The organism is Cloacibacterium sp. TD35 (assembly GCF_028864635.1).
In the GTDB taxonomy this organism is placed as follows: Bacteria; Bacteroidota; Bacteroidia; order Flavobacteriales; family Weeksellaceae; genus Cloacibacterium.
In genome coordinates this window covers 1,617,013-1,631,130 of record NZ_CP104850.1, presented here as the reverse complement: position 1 = coordinate 1,631,130, position 14,118 = coordinate 1,617,013, and the positions used below count along the sequence as shown (strand labels likewise).

Here is a 14,118-nt window from a genome sequence, read left to right as displayed (position 1 = left end):
TCTATAACTGTGTTAAAATTTTTATAAAATTTTGCTTTTTGAACCTTCTCTAATTCGTCTTACCATTTGCTTTTCTCGTTTAAAAAATTTTCCTTTTAAAAGAAACAAGGTCATTTTTCATTGAAAGTCTTAAAAATCAAAAAATTAAATGCCATTTCTAGCTAAAAAGTTACTATTTTTAAAATCAAAAAACGATTTCAAATGTTTTCATTTTTCATATAAAATATTACCTTTGCGTGTTATCACATTATGGCAAAATTAGCATCTAACAATAGACAAGAGGTAGAAGAAAGCAAGACGCTATCTAAACCCAGAATTTTTTTCGGACTTTTATTTTTGTTTTTATCGGTAGTGTTTGCGCTATCCTTCGCATCTTATTTACTGAACTGGAAGGCTAACCAAAGCCAGACTGGCGCTATGCTGGATAAAAGCATTAAATCTTCTAATATTTTTGGAAAAGTGGGAGACTGGCTCGGGAATATTTTTATTTTCGACAGTATAGGGATTGCTGCTTTCATTGTAGCTTTTTTGCTTATGGTTTTTGGGTTCCAAATCCTGAAGAAAAACTATTTTAAAATCTGGAAAACCCTTTCTCACTCTATCTTTTTTCTTTGTTGGCTTCCTATTCTTATGGGTGCCATCACCAAAGGAAACGGAACATTAAGTGGCGTTTTCGGGAATGAAATTCAAGAATATTTAGCTTCTATTATTGGGGATTTCGGATTATGGATGACGCTTTTAGCGGCGATTATTCTATATTTTGTTTTAGAATTTAATCTAAGACCTAGTTCAATCAAAAATCAAATTGACTCTATTAAAGATAAGTTTGCCCCAGATTATGATGCAGATGAAGATTTCGAAGCAGACAAAGAACTGAAAGAAGAGCCCAATTTTGAAAATCTAAAAGTCACTTCAGAAGTAGAAGCTCCTAAAACAGAAACTTTTGAAACCATTAAAACACCTCATCAGACAGGTTTTGAAGCGCCGCCAGTTGTAGCTGAAACTCCCATCAATATTCCAGTTAAAAAAGATTTAGAACCTACGGGTTTTAGTTTTCAAAAAGAAGAAACGCCTACAAAACCTGCAGACAATATTGCTTTCAGCATTGAAGAAGTGAAAGAAGATTTAGACGATTCTGAAAGAAAAGCAAAAGATTTGGTAGACAAACATGGTTTATATGACCATAAATTGGATTTGGCGAATTTCCAAATGCCAAAGATTGAGTTGCTCAAAGAATATGGCAACGAAGAAATCGCCATCAATAAAGACGAACTAGAAGAAAATAAAAATAAAATCGTTGGGTTACTGAAAAACTTCAACGTAGGCATTGCAGAAATTAAAGCAACCATTGGCCCTACTGTTACGCTTTACGAAATAGTTCCAGAAGCAGGAATCAGAGTAGCTGCGATTAAAAAATTACAAGATGACATCGCCTTGAATTTATCTGCTCTGGGCATCAGAATTATTGCACCGATGCCGGGAAAAGGAACGATAGGAATAGAAGTTCCACGCAAAAATCCTTCGATGGTTTCTATGCGAAGTGTTATTTCTTCTCCGAAATTCCAAAATGCAGATATGGATTTGCCAGTGGTTTTCGGGAAAACGATTTCTAATGAAGTTTTCGTGGCAGATTTAGCCAAAATGCCTCACTTATTGATGGCTGGAGCAACTGGACAAGGAAAATCTGTAGGGATTAACGCCATTCTTACTTCACTGCTTTACAAAAAACATCCTAGTGAATTGAAATTTGTGATGGTAGACCCTAAAAAAGTAGAACTTTCATTGTATTCAAAAATTGAAAGACACTACTTGGCAAAACTTCCCGATGGCGAAGACGCTATTATTACGGACACACATAAAGTAATTAACACGCTGAATTCTCTTTGTATAGAGATGGATACGCGTTATGATTTGCTGAAAAATGCTTTTTGTAAAAACATTAAGGAATACAATAAGAAATTCACAGAACGCAAACTTAATCCTGAAAACGGTCACCGTTACATGCCTTACATCGTTCTTGTGGTAGACGAATTTGCAGACCTTATCATGACGGCAGGGAAAGAAGTAGAACTCCCAATTGCCAGATTAGCCCAATTGGCAAGAGCGGTAGGAATTCACTTAATCGTAGCTACACAAAGACCGTCTGTAAACGTAATTACAGGGATGATTAAAGCCAATTTCCCAGCGAGAGCAGCCTTTAGAGTAATTTCTTCTGTGGATTCCAGAACGATTTTAGATTCTACTGGTGCAGAACAATTGATAGGAAAAGGTGATATGCTTTATTTCAACGGAAATGACTTATTGAGATTGCAATGTGCATTTGTAGATACTCCAGAAGTGGAAAAAATTGCAGAATACATCGGCGAACAAAAAGGTTACGCCTCTGCATTTATGTTGCCGGAATATTCAGGTGAAGAAACCACTTCTACAGTTGGAAGCTTTGACCCGAATGAAAAAGACCAACTCTTCGAAGAAGCGGCTAGAATTATTGTTTCTACTCAACAAGGTTCTACTTCTATGCTTCAAAGACAATTAAAATTGGGATACAACAGAGCAGGAAGAATTATGGACCAGTTAGAAGCTGCAGGAATTGTAGGCGGTTTCAATGGTGCTAAAGCAAGAGAAGTCATGATTTCTGATTTGAATTCTTTGGAAAGTTTCTTGGAGGAATTGAGAAAGTAATTTTGCTGGAAATTTAGAATTAATTAAGTAATTTAAACTCTTATTTAACACTCTTTAAAACTTCTTGGCTCGCTTTTTGAAATCTACCCCAAGAATCATTAAAAATAAAAACATGAAATATTTTAACAAGATTATATTAGCAAGTGCTTTGGTTGGAAGTTTTACCTTTTCATTCGCACAAAAAGTAGATACTAAAGCCAAAAACATTTTAGAAACTGTTTCTAAAAATTATAAAGCCAAGAAAAATACTTACTTCAAATTCTCTTACGGAACGGGAACCGGAAAAGTAAGTAAAACCGAAACAGGAATCTTCTACTCTACTCCTACTCAGTATAAACTAAATATTATGGGAAATGAGCAGATTTTTGACGGAAAAAAAGTGTACAATATTTCTAAAGAAGACCAAGAAGTGACGATTGCTCAACCGAATGGTTCAGAAAAAGCACTTTCACCTATCAATTATCTTGATGAATACAAAACAGGATACACGGTAACCTATGCAGGAAAAAATGGCGGTCTAGACCTTATCAAAATGGTTCCTGTAAAAGATAATGGGGTAAAAAGTGTAGTATTATATATCAATACGCCTAAAAAGCAGATTGCTAAAATTGTACAGACTTCATCAGGAAATGATTTGGCAGTGATTACCGTAAATCAATACAAAGAAAACCAGAAATTAAGTACCTCTACGTTCAGCTTTGATAAAAACAAGTACAAGAATTACCTCATTACAGAATTATAATATTAATCCTTCTCATTTTGAGAAGGATTTTTCTATGACATAGAATGCGGAGGCGTTAAAAATAATTGAAATCTAGGCGTTAAAAAATTCCTGATGTTTGAAGTCGAAGCAAAGGGAAGACAAGTTTCAGGGATTTTAGAATAGATTTCAATTATTTAGCCGAGCATTCAAGTCTTGAACTTTTGGTTCTTTTGTTTCAAGACAAAAGAACTAAAACCAAAATAATTCTAACTTTTTTCATAATTTTGGCAAATGTTAAAGAAACTCGATCAATATATTATAAAAACCTTTTTCGGGCCTTTTTTATTTATTTTCAGCGTGCTGTTTTTCATCTTTATGGTGAATATTGTATGGATTCAGCTTTCGCAGTTTACAGGAAAAGGCTTGAGCAATTGGGAAATTGTAAAATTCTTGTTTTATCTGAGTGTAAACGTTGTCAAAATGGTTTTACCATTGACCATTCTTTTGGCTTCGATTATGACTTTTGGAGATTTTGGAGAACGCTATGAACTCGCCGCCATGAAATCTGCAGGAATTTCCCTCACCAGAATTATGATGCCTTTATTTGCCATCGTTTCTTTACTTTCTATCATGCTTTTTATTTTCTCGAATAATGTGATTCCAGATTTTCAGAGGAAGGCCAAAAACATGATGTATAATATTGCCGCCACCAAACCCGCCATTAATTTTACACCGGGACAGTTCATCAATTCATTGCCTGGAGCAACGGTAAAATTCGACAAAATTTATGGTGAAAAAGGTGAACATTTAGAAGGCGTTTTTGTGCACAAAGTAGCAAATGCTTATGAAGACCAAAGAACTATTATCGCTAAAAAAGGTGAATTTACACCAGCTGCCAACAGAAATTTTTTGAAGTTGGTTTTATATGATGGGTATATTTTCGAAGACAATATTCAGGATAAAAATTATTTAGAACGACTGAAACAGCCTGGCCAATCAGTAAAATTTGATTCGCTGGTGCAGCATTTTGATGTGAGTGATGTCATCAACAAAGCCATAGAAGAAGAAAAAATTACGGATGACTATCGTTTCCAAAACTATAAAGAGATTAATAAAACGATTGTAAAGGTAAAGAAAGAAAACGATTATAGTTTTAATTCTATTAATTCAGAAATGGTAGGACAAACCAATAATTATGTTACCTATATTGACAAAATAAAAAATCCTGCCAAACCTACAGAACCTTTTAAAGTAGAAAAATTAAAAGAAGATAAAAGGTTAGAAGTCCTTTATCAAGCGTATACTAAAATTTCTTTTCTACAAAACGAAAAAAAGAATAAGGATACTCAAATCTTAGATATTGTAAAGTATTACAACAAGATTATCATGTATCAACAAGGGATTATTGCCTATTCGGTGACGTGTCTTATTTTCTTTATGATAGGCGCTAGTTTGGGTTCTATCATCAGAAAAGGCGGTGTTGGTTTACCAGTGGTGATTGCGATTATTATTTTTATTGTCTTCTACGTGATGAACTTGACCGTAGAAAATATTACTTGGAAGGGAAAACTCAATCCTTATTTCGGAGCTTGGCTTTCTAATTTGGTTTTATTTCCTTTTGGTGTTTGGCTCACGTATAAAGCACTTACCGATTCTCAAGTTTTCGATGTAGAAAAATACAAAGCATTGACCAAGCCTATTTGGAGCAAGTTTGTGAAAGAAAGAGAGCACCAGAGATACCAATAAGTCTGAGATTCTACATTTAAAATAAAAAAATTAATAATAAAAAAACTCCAGAAAATTCTGGAGTTTTTTTATTATTAATTTTTTAGAATTAGATTTTGAAAATATCTACTTCTTTAGCTTTTAGATGATCATCTGCTAATTTCACAAATTTATCTGTCAATTCTTGGATTTTAGCTTCTGTATCTTTGATGATGTCTTCAGAAACGCCATCTAATTTTTTAAGTTCTTTCATTCCATCATGTCTAGCATTTCTGATGGTTACTTTGGTTTGTTCGGTTTCTGCTTTAGCTTGTTTAGCTAAATCTCTACGTCTTTCTTCAGTTAATGGCGGAACGTTTAGAATAATCGTATCTCCATTATTAGAAGGTGCAAAACCAAGGTTAGAATTGATAATCGCTTTTTCAATGGCGTTAATTGCTGATCTATCCCATGGTTGAATAGAAATCGTCATCGCATCTGGAACAGATACATTCGCAACTTGATTGATTGGCGACATTGCTCCATAATATTCTACCACAACATCTTGAACCATAGACGTAGAAGCTCTACCTGCTCTAATTTTTTGGAAAGCGTGATCTAAATGCTTAATTGCAGCATCCATTTCCTGCTTTACCATATTCATAATCATGTTTAATTCTTCCATTGTATATTGAAAATTTGATAAGTTACACATTATATATTAACAAGAGTTCCTACTTCTTCGCCTAAGACTACTTTTAATAAATTACCGTCTTTATTCATGTCAAAAACAATGATGGGTAAATTATTTTCTTTACTTAGGGTAAATGCAGTCATGTCCATTACTTTTAAATCTTTCTCAAAAACTTCGTCATAAGAAAGCGAGTTGAATTTCACTGCATCTGCATTTTTTTCTGGGTCAGAATCGTAGATTCCGTCTACTCTCGTTCCTTTCAAAATTACATCAGCGCCTATTTCTATTGCTCTCAATGTAGCTGCAGTATCTGTCGTAAAATACGGATTACCAGTTCCCGCTCCGAAAATCACCACTCTTCCTTTTTCTAGGTGTCTTACGGCTCTTCTTTTGATGAAAGGCTCTGCTACTTTATCCATTTCTATTGCAGACTGTAATCTGGTCTTAATGCCTTGGTCTTCTAGTGCGCCTTGTAACGCCATTCCATTAATTACGGTAGCCAGCATTCCCATATAATCGCCTTGCACTCTATCCATACCTTTGGCCGCTCCAGCTACTCCACGGAAAATATTTCCTCCTCCTATTACAATTGCTAATTCTACGCCTGCATCTACTACTTTTTTAATTTCTTTAGCATATTCTACCAATCTATCATTATCAATCCCGTATTGTCTGCTACCCATTAAAGCTTCTCCGCTTAATTTTAAAAGAACTCTTTTGTATTTCATTGTTATATTTTTATCAAAACTTGTGTCTCAAAAAGTATAGATTTGAGGCAAAAAATAAATTTAATGCAAATATAATGAATCGTAAAGAATTTCGTTAATAGAATTATGTTTTAGCTTTTAATTTTTGTTAAAGTGTAAAATAAATTATTTTTGCAAAGTTATAATTGAAATTTTGAAGAAACTATTTACCACATCCTTCTGTTTATTCGCATTATGGGCTTCTGCACAAACTGGAACCAAGGTCTATCCTTTTCTCAATGTTCCCGTTTCTGCCAGACAAGCTGTTTTAGGTGGAGATGCGGTTTCTGTACGAGATTATGACGTGAATTTTGCAGCCATCAATCCTGCTCTCATGAATCTAGACATGGACAATAGAATCGGGATTAATTACGGTTCTTACATTGCCGGTTCTAATTTGGGAAGCATTAATTACGTGAAAGATTTAACGGCAGGACATTTCATTTCAGTCAATGCCAGAGTTTTAGACTTCGGAAAAACACCCAGAACTGATGAATTCGGGAATGTAAACGGCGAATTTTCTGCAATGGACGCTTCGTTTGGCGTAGGTTATGCCTATCAGTTTGATGATGATTTCACGATTGGCGCCAATGTGAATTACCTCACTTCTAAAATCGACAATTATACCTCTTCTGCAATTTCCGCGAATGCTGGAGTGACTTATCACAATGAACAATCCAAAGAAACAGTGGCTCTTGTCTTCAGAAATTTTGGATATCAAATCAAATCTTATAACGGTGTCAAAGAACAATTGCCTTTCCGAGCAGATATAGGTTACACCAGAATTTTACCAGATTTTCCTTTGGCTTACACCCTTACTTATCATGATTTGCAGCAATTCAATATATCTCAATCGTATGATATCAATGGAAAAGAAGTAGGCTTTGGCAGAAAATTGATGGACCATCTTTCTGGCGGCATCGAATTATTTCCCGAACAAGCCTTCAACATCAGAATTGGTTACAACGTAAAACGCGGAAACGAACTCGCTGTTCTGGACCAAAGAAATTTCTCTGGATTGAGTTTTGGCTTTGGAATCAAAATCTCATCTTTTAGGTTTGATTATTCTCACGTTCGTTATCACAACGCCGACAATGTGAATCAAATTGGCTTAATGCTGGATTTGGTAGAAGTTTCTGGAAATAGACGTTAGCAGTTGTAAGTTTTGAGTAACGATAACTTCCATCATCTAGCATCCATCATTCAAAACATTTTCAAATTCAAAAAACTTTAACGAAATTTGTAGCATGAACAAAAAACCAGTTATTGCTATTGACGGATTTTCATCTACCGGAAAAAGTTCAATTTCTAAAATAATTGCCCAAAAACTTGACCTCATCCATATTGATACAGGTGCGCTCTACCGTGGAATTACCTATTTCGCTTTAGAAAACTGTCTTAATGATAGCCAAGAAATAGACATAAAGTCACTCTTTGAAAAATTTGACCAAATTCATTTGGAATTTATTTTAAACAATGGCGTTTTAGAACTTTTCCTCAATGGCAAAAACATTGATAAAGAAATTCGTGAACCTAGAGTTTCTGACCATGTAAGTCTTATTGCAAAACAAGCAGAAGTAAGAGCTTTTTTACTTGATTTTCAACGAAATTTGGCTAAAAAAGGTGGCGTAATAATGGACGGAAGAGACATAGGAACTGTTATTCTACCTGATGCAGATTATAAATTCTTCATCACCGCCAGTCCAGAAGAAAGAGCCAAAAGAAGACATCTAGAACTGCAAAATTCTGGCGTAGACATTTCTAGAGAAGAAGTTTACGAAAACCTAAAAACCAGAGATAAAATCGATAGCGAAAGAGCTGTAGCTCCGCTGAAAAAAGCAGATGATGCCATCTTGATAGACAATACCTTACTGAACAAAGAAGAAACCATAGCATTGATTCTATCACATATTTCGAAATAAAAAATAGAATCTATTCATACAATTTTAACATAAATTTGTGAAAAATTTCCTTATATTTGGTATAGAAGTTGTGCGAATGAAGAGGTAAATGAAAATAAATTATTAACACTAAATTATTACAAAATGGGAAAAGGTAAAAATACAGCAGGAATTATTGCAGGTCTTCTAGCAGGTGCTGCAGTAGGTGTAGTTCTAGGAATGCTTTACGCTCCAGAAGAAGGTAAAGAAACCAGAAAAAAACTAAAAGCTAAAGCGAATGATTTAAAAGATCAAGCATTAGACGAATACGATAAAGTATCTGAAAAAGTAAAGTCGGAATACGGACATTTATCAGAAAAAGCAAAAGAAAACTTAGATAAAGTAGTTTCTAGTGTTAAAGAAAACTACGAAAAATACAAACATACGGCAGCCAATAAAGCTTCGGAAGTAGTAAAAGAAGTAGAAACAGAGCTAGATGCTTTAAAATAATCTGTAAAGTTTTTATAAAATTTTATAAAGGAACTTATCATAAAAGTTCCTTTTTTTGTACATTTAAAAAAGAAATTTGCCATGATAGATCTCATTAAAGATTACGCGGAAAAAAAAATAGAACTCGTAAAGCTAGATGCAACCGAGAAATCTCTTAAAATCATTGGAGTTTCAGTACCTGTAATGATTATTTCTGTACTTGCCATTTTCTTTATCTTTTTGTTAAACGTAAGTTTAGGTTTATTCTTAGGAAATTGGCTCCACAACTTTGCTTATGGCTTCCTCATTCTTGCAGGATTCTATTTATTGCTAATCTTATTGGTCTTTTTAATGAGAAACTACATTAAAAAAATCATTACCAATAAGGCAATAGAAATGCTGTTTAACGATTAAAATTCCATGACATGAAAAACTTAGAAGACTTAAGAAAACGCAAGGAAACTTTAAGAAAAGAAATTGCTGAGTTAGAAGATATCGCAGCATTTAAAAATCCTAAAGAAAGTTTAAGTGCGATCTCTCATGGATTCACCGACCAATTTTTAGTAGACAAAACTGACGAAAACGGAGAACACCGATTAAATATGAAACCTGCAGAAATATTGAGTTTTGCAACAGGTGGCGCTTCAGAAAATTATATCAAAACCAAAATCAACGAATACGGCGAAGAAAAAATAGGTATCAATACTCAAAACGTAGTAGGAAGCATCGCCGAAAACGCCATTAAAATAGGATTAGCAGCCGTAGTTACCAATTTTGCGAAGAAAAACCTCTATCACACCAGTTGGAAGAAAAAAATAATCAGCATTGCGCTTATTTATTTGGCTCCCATGGTTTTAAAATTTTTAAGGGAAAAATTAGAAGAATACGAAGAACGTGAAGTTTTAAAAAGTTTAGAAGAAATTATTTAAATCTAAATTTTACTTCAAAAAACGTAATTTTTCTTTGAAACAAGTGAATTTTACCGGTGCATAACCTATAAATTCTCCATCCATATCAATGGTTAAAGCCAAACCATCTGCATTTTCAATGAAAACTTCCTGAGCCGAAGTATAAGAAACTTGTGGATCATTGATTTTTTTGCATTTTCTAGCAGTTCCAATATTTCTAAAATAATCTAACAAACTAATTTCACCTACATTGGTAATGGCAAATTCGCCATCAGAAATCTCTGCGTGAGGCGCAATTCCTATAGAATTCCCGAAATACTTGGCATTGGCTACTACATAATTCAGCACTTTTCCTTGCCAAGTAAAATCTTTGGCAGTGACCTTGATGGTTTTCTTTTTGTACATCAAAAAAGTAGAAAGAATGGCAATAAAATAATTCACCTCGCCCGGAAAAACCAAAGGCAATCTTTCTTTACTGATAACTACTTCTCCTCCAATTCCTACATCTGAAACATTGATGAAAAAACGCTCTGATTTTTCTTTTTCACGGTTCAGAAATTCTGCAAAACCCACATCTACAAGCGCAGAGGAATCTTTTGCAATAAGCGATTGCAATTCGTCTATGGTTGTATAACCTAGATTTTTGATAAAATCATTTCCGCTTCCTGATGGTAAAATTCCAATTTTTATTCGTGAAATCCTATCCCAATCATAGCCATTTTCCGTGCGAAAAGCTTCTATCAATCCATTCACAATCTCATTGAGCGTACCATCTCCCCCAACTGCAATAAAATGGGTAAAATCTTCTTCCACCGCTCTTTTTGGCAAGGTTAAAAAATGCCCAGAATATTCTGAAATAAAAAACTGATAGTCTTGATTAAGAAAATGATGCTGAATATCGATTTCAATTTTCTTGAAATGTCTAATGGTAGGATTGATGAAAAAGGCGATTTTCGGCATAAAAAAGTTAAGATTAGATTAGCTTTTAAAGATAAACATTTTTCTCAAAACTAATCTCTAATCCCTAATTCTTAAATTTTAGAAAAAATCTGTCCTAAAATTATTCCTGTCGCCATCGAAACATTGAGGCTTTCTGTAGATTGTTTTGGTCCGAATCGTGGAATCGTAATGTTTTGGGAAACTAATTTTTCTACTTCTGGTCGCATTCCGTTTCCTTCATTCCCTAAAATAAGATTGAATTTTTCAGGAAAATCAAACTGATAAATATTTTCTCCAACCATGTCTGTTCCTATATTTACTGCTTCAGCTTTAGGCAAATATTCGGTTAAATCAGTGTACACCAAATTGATTCTGGCAAAAGAACCTTTGGTAGACTGAATCACTTTTGGATTGTAAACATCAACGGTGTCTTGACTGCAAATCACCTGCTCAATTCCGAACCAATCTGCTAATCTGATGATGGTTCCTAGATTTCCCGGGTCTTGAATTCCGTCTAAAATAATCTGTATTTTTTGTTGTTCTAGTATTTTAGGAGAAGGCAATTCTACTACTGCTACAGAATCTTTAGGTGTTTGCAGAAAACTAATTTTCTTCAGTTCACGTTCTGTAATAGAATGAATCTCTGTTTCTGGGAAGGATAAATCTTCGGGTTGAATAGAAAAAATTTCTTGAATTTTATAAGAAGAATGTTTCAACTCTTGGATTATTTTGTTACCTTCAACCAAAAACAAATTGTATTTTTGTCTGAACTTCTTTTTGTCTAGCGACTGAAAAACTTTAATTTTATGAGCAGTAAGCATTTTTTTAAATATTTTCAAAAATACCACATATTTTTTTCTTTTGCAATCCTCGTTTGGTTTCTTTACGCTTGTAATAGTACCAAGAAAGTTCCGAATGGTGAGTATTTATTGACCAAAAATAATTTTGAATATGTAGACCGAAAGGATTTCAACGATAGAATTCCAGATTTTGTAAGTCAAAAACCCAATAAAAAAGGCCTCTATTTATTCCCTACTCGATTATGGATTTATAATATGGCGAATGCAAAATATGACAGCATTCTAAACGAGTACCAAACATTTCCGAGACAAATGAGAAATCAAAAACTGAGAGATTCTCTTTATCTAAAATACAACCATCCAGAATTGAAGGGCAATAGTTTGTTTTGGAACAGAGTTTGGCATTCTTTAGGGAAACCTCCTATTATCTTAGAGCAGGGAAAAACCGAAACAAGTGCAAATTCTATTAAGAAATTCTTGGTATATAAAGGATTTTGGGACGCTCATGTAGATTTTTCTCATAAACTAGATTCTGCAGCAAAAAAAGCACAAGCCAATTACAAAATTACGTACAAAGATCCTACTTATATCAACGGATATTACTACAATATTCCCTACGAAAACATCCGAAATATTTACGAAGAAAAAATTACAGAATCTAAAGTAAAATCAGGAGCTGTTTTAGACCAAGAAAAATTAGAAGACGAGGTAAAAAGAATTACCGAAATCATGCAAGAAAGGGGTTATTATAGCTTCAATAGAGATGGTGGCGAAATTTATTTTACGGCAGACACTTTGCAAAGCAGAAAGCAAGTTCCACTCACCATGGATATTTTGAAAGATACACTGAAAACACCCTATAAACAATACACCATTGGCAACGTAGAAATTCAATATTTAGAAAAACTTACTGACACGGCCAATGTAGACGTAAAAGAATACGAAAATGCCACTATCAAAAGAATAGACGGGCAATATAATGTAAAAGCACTTTGGAGACCTATTACGCTTAAAAAAGGTGAAATTTACAACCAAAAAAACCTAGACCTTACCAAAAGAAATTTCTTAGCGCTTAATAATTTCAGCATTGCCAGTTATAAAGCTTCTCCAGATAAATATAGCAATCCAAATGATACGATTATCAATGTAAAATACAAGCTCATTCCGTTACCGAAATATAATTTTAAAACGGCGCTAGATTTACATTATTCTCAAATTTTGAAATTAGGGTTTTCTCCTTCTGCCGAATTGACAACTAGAAATATTTTTGGTGGTGCCGAAAACTTCACTGGAAGTGTTTCTGGAACCTTTGGTACCGTTTACGATGAGAAACATCCAAACGCGTTGTTTAACGCTTCTGAATATTCACTGCAATTTGGGTTAAATTTCCCTAGATTGCTCCTGCCTTTTAACACCGAAAAATTTGTCCCAAATAAATATTCGCCTGTTTCTACTGTGAATTTAGGAGCTTCGGTACAGAACAATATTGGGATGGATAGAATCAACGTAAACGCTGGATTAAATTATTTTATCACGGTGAATGAAGTGATTTCTCACCGATTATCCGTTTTTAATACGCAGTTTTCATTTACTCGAAATAAGGATAAATATTATGATTTATTCAAAACGGAAGGAAACATTAAAGACGGAATTTTTAATCTTTATGACATCTATAATCCGAGTGCTATTAATTTAGACACCGAAGCCAAATCTAGATTACTGCTTAATGATACAGGTTTTGCGAATAGTCTTTCGTCAAGTGGTTTAGATTTATTGCTCAATTTCAGACAGTCTACCATTAAAAAAGACCGATTAACACAAGACGTACTTATCAATTCTTTGGCTTATAACTATATCTATAATGAAATTGGAAAAAAAGGCTATCAAAACCCATTCTTTCTAGATGCTAAAGTAGAATTGGCTGGGAATTTATTGAGTATTTTCAGTAAAAACAATACCGATTCTGGGGTTTTGACTAATAGCAAAACAATTTTCGGAATTCCGATTTCTCAGTTTGTAAAATTCGATATTGATGCGAGAAAATATTTCACTTTCAAAAACAAATCACAGTTCATTGTAAGACAATTCATAGGCGTAGGAATTCCTTATGGAAATTCTAGCAACATGCCATTTATACGTTCTTATTTCAATGGAGGAAGTAATGATATCAGGGCTTGGATTGCTTTTGGCGGATTAGGTCCTGCGGACACACAAATTGACCAAAAAGTAAGAGCTTATATGATGGATAACGTAAAACTTACCACTAACATAGAATACCGATATCCATTTAATGACATGTTTGAAGGTGCTGTTTTTGCAGATGCTGGAAACATTTGGAGCACCAAAGATTCAGGAATTGGCGATGAATTTAAGTTCAATAAATTTATTTCTCAAATGGGGCTAGGTTCTGGTTTCGGATTGAGAATGCATGTGGCATATATTACGGTAAGAATAGATTTAGCCTATAAATTACACGACCCAAATCAGCCAAAAGGCGAAAGATGGGTTTTTGACAAAATAAAACCATTTAAACCAACCTTCAACTTCTCGATTGGTTATCCTTTCTAAAAAAA

General features: G+C 33.9%; 13 protein-coding genes. 9 read left to right on the top strand and 4 right to left on the bottom strand.

Translation table 11 applies throughout. The annotated features are described in order from the left end of the window. Positions 1-249: 249 nt before the first annotated feature. The 3 genes from N7277_RS07545 (at position 250) to N7277_RS07535 (ending at position 5,131) form a co-directional block, all read left to right on the top strand. Positions 250-2,682, top strand: coding sequence for an FtsK/SpoIIIE family DNA translocase (locus N7277_RS07545; protein WP_274778962.1), 2,433 nt, complete (start codon positions 250-252; stop codon positions 2,680-2,682). 112 nt (positions 2,683-2,794) lie between these two features. Continuing rightward, positions 2,795-3,424 carry a LolA family protein gene (locus tag N7277_RS07540; RefSeq protein ID WP_274778961.1) on the top strand — a complete coding sequence of 210 codons (630 nt, stop codon included), beginning with the start codon at positions 2,795-2,797 and terminating at the stop codon, positions 3,422-3,424. 252 nt (positions 3,425-3,676) lie between these two features. After that, positions 3,677-5,131, top strand: coding sequence for an LptF/LptG family permease (locus tag N7277_RS07535; protein ID WP_274778960.1), 1,455 nt, complete (start codon positions 3,677-3,679; stop codon positions 5,129-5,131). An 88-nt stretch (positions 5,132-5,219) separates the two neighbouring features. Here N7277_RS07535 and frr read toward each other — a convergent pair whose 3' ends face one another. Both frr and pyrH read right to left on the bottom strand, forming a co-directional pair. Further along, the gene (gene frr, locus N7277_RS07530; RefSeq protein ID WP_274778959.1) at positions 5,220-5,774 is read right to left on the bottom strand and encodes a ribosome recycling factor; all 555 of its coding nucleotides are present in this window, start codon (positions 5,772-5,774) and stop codon (positions 5,220-5,222) included. A 29-nt stretch (positions 5,775-5,803) separates the two neighbouring features. Beyond that, positions 5,804-6,511 (bottom strand): UMP kinase, encoded by a 708-nt coding sequence (gene pyrH / locus N7277_RS07525; RefSeq protein WP_069796895.1) that lies wholly within the window; start codon positions 6,509-6,511, stop codon positions 5,804-5,806. A 172-nt stretch (positions 6,512-6,683) separates the two neighbouring features. On the opposite strand from pyrH, the gene porQ reads away from it, so the two are divergent. From porQ to N7277_RS07500, 5 genes are all read left to right on the top strand, one after another. Further along, the gene (gene porQ, locus N7277_RS07520; protein ID WP_274778958.1) at positions 6,684-7,682 is read left to right on the top strand and encodes a type IX secretion system protein PorQ; all 999 of its coding nucleotides are present in this window, start codon (positions 6,684-6,686) and stop codon (positions 7,680-7,682) included. Between the two features lie 94 nt (positions 7,683-7,776). Then, on the top strand, positions 7,777-8,451 hold the full coding sequence (gene cmk, locus N7277_RS07515; protein WP_274778957.1) for a (d)CMP kinase: 675 nt from the start codon (positions 7,777-7,779) through the stop codon (positions 8,449-8,451). A 123-nt stretch (positions 8,452-8,574) separates the two neighbouring features. Next, positions 8,575-8,919, top strand: a complete 345-nt coding sequence (locus N7277_RS07510) for a YtxH domain-containing protein (RefSeq protein ID WP_274778956.1) — start codon at positions 8,575-8,577, stop codon at positions 8,917-8,919. Positions 8,920-9,000: 81 nt separating this feature from the next. Then, a complete protein-coding gene (locus tag N7277_RS07505; protein ID WP_069796910.1) occupies positions 9,001-9,312 on the top strand; it encodes a phage holin family protein in 312 nt (103 codons plus the stop codon). Positions 9,313-9,323: 11 nt separating this feature from the next. Beyond that, the gene (locus N7277_RS07500; protein WP_274778955.1) at positions 9,324-9,827 is read left to right on the top strand and encodes a phosphoribosyl-ATP pyrophosphatase; all 504 of its coding nucleotides are present in this window, start codon (positions 9,324-9,326) and stop codon (positions 9,825-9,827) included. Positions 9,828-9,836: 9 nt separating this feature from the next. Here N7277_RS07500 and N7277_RS07495 read toward each other — a convergent pair whose 3' ends face one another. Continuing rightward, a complete protein-coding gene (locus N7277_RS07495; RefSeq protein WP_274778954.1) occupies positions 9,837-10,766 on the bottom strand; it encodes a diacylglycerol/lipid kinase family protein in 930 nt (309 codons plus the stop codon). A 71-nt stretch (positions 10,767-10,837) separates the two neighbouring features. Then, entirely contained in the window at positions 10,838-11,566 is a 729-nt protein-coding gene (locus N7277_RS07490; RefSeq protein ID WP_274778953.1) for a TrmH family RNA methyltransferase, read from the bottom strand. On the opposite strand from N7277_RS07490, the gene tamL reads away from it, so the two are divergent. Further along, positions 11,552-14,113 (top strand): translocation and assembly module lipoprotein TamL, encoded by a 2,562-nt coding sequence (gene tamL / locus N7277_RS07485; protein WP_274778952.1) that lies wholly within the window; start codon positions 11,552-11,554, stop codon positions 14,111-14,113. The genes N7277_RS07490 and tamL overlap by 15 nt on opposite strands. The last annotated feature ends 5 nt before the right edge of the window (positions 14,114-14,118 follow it).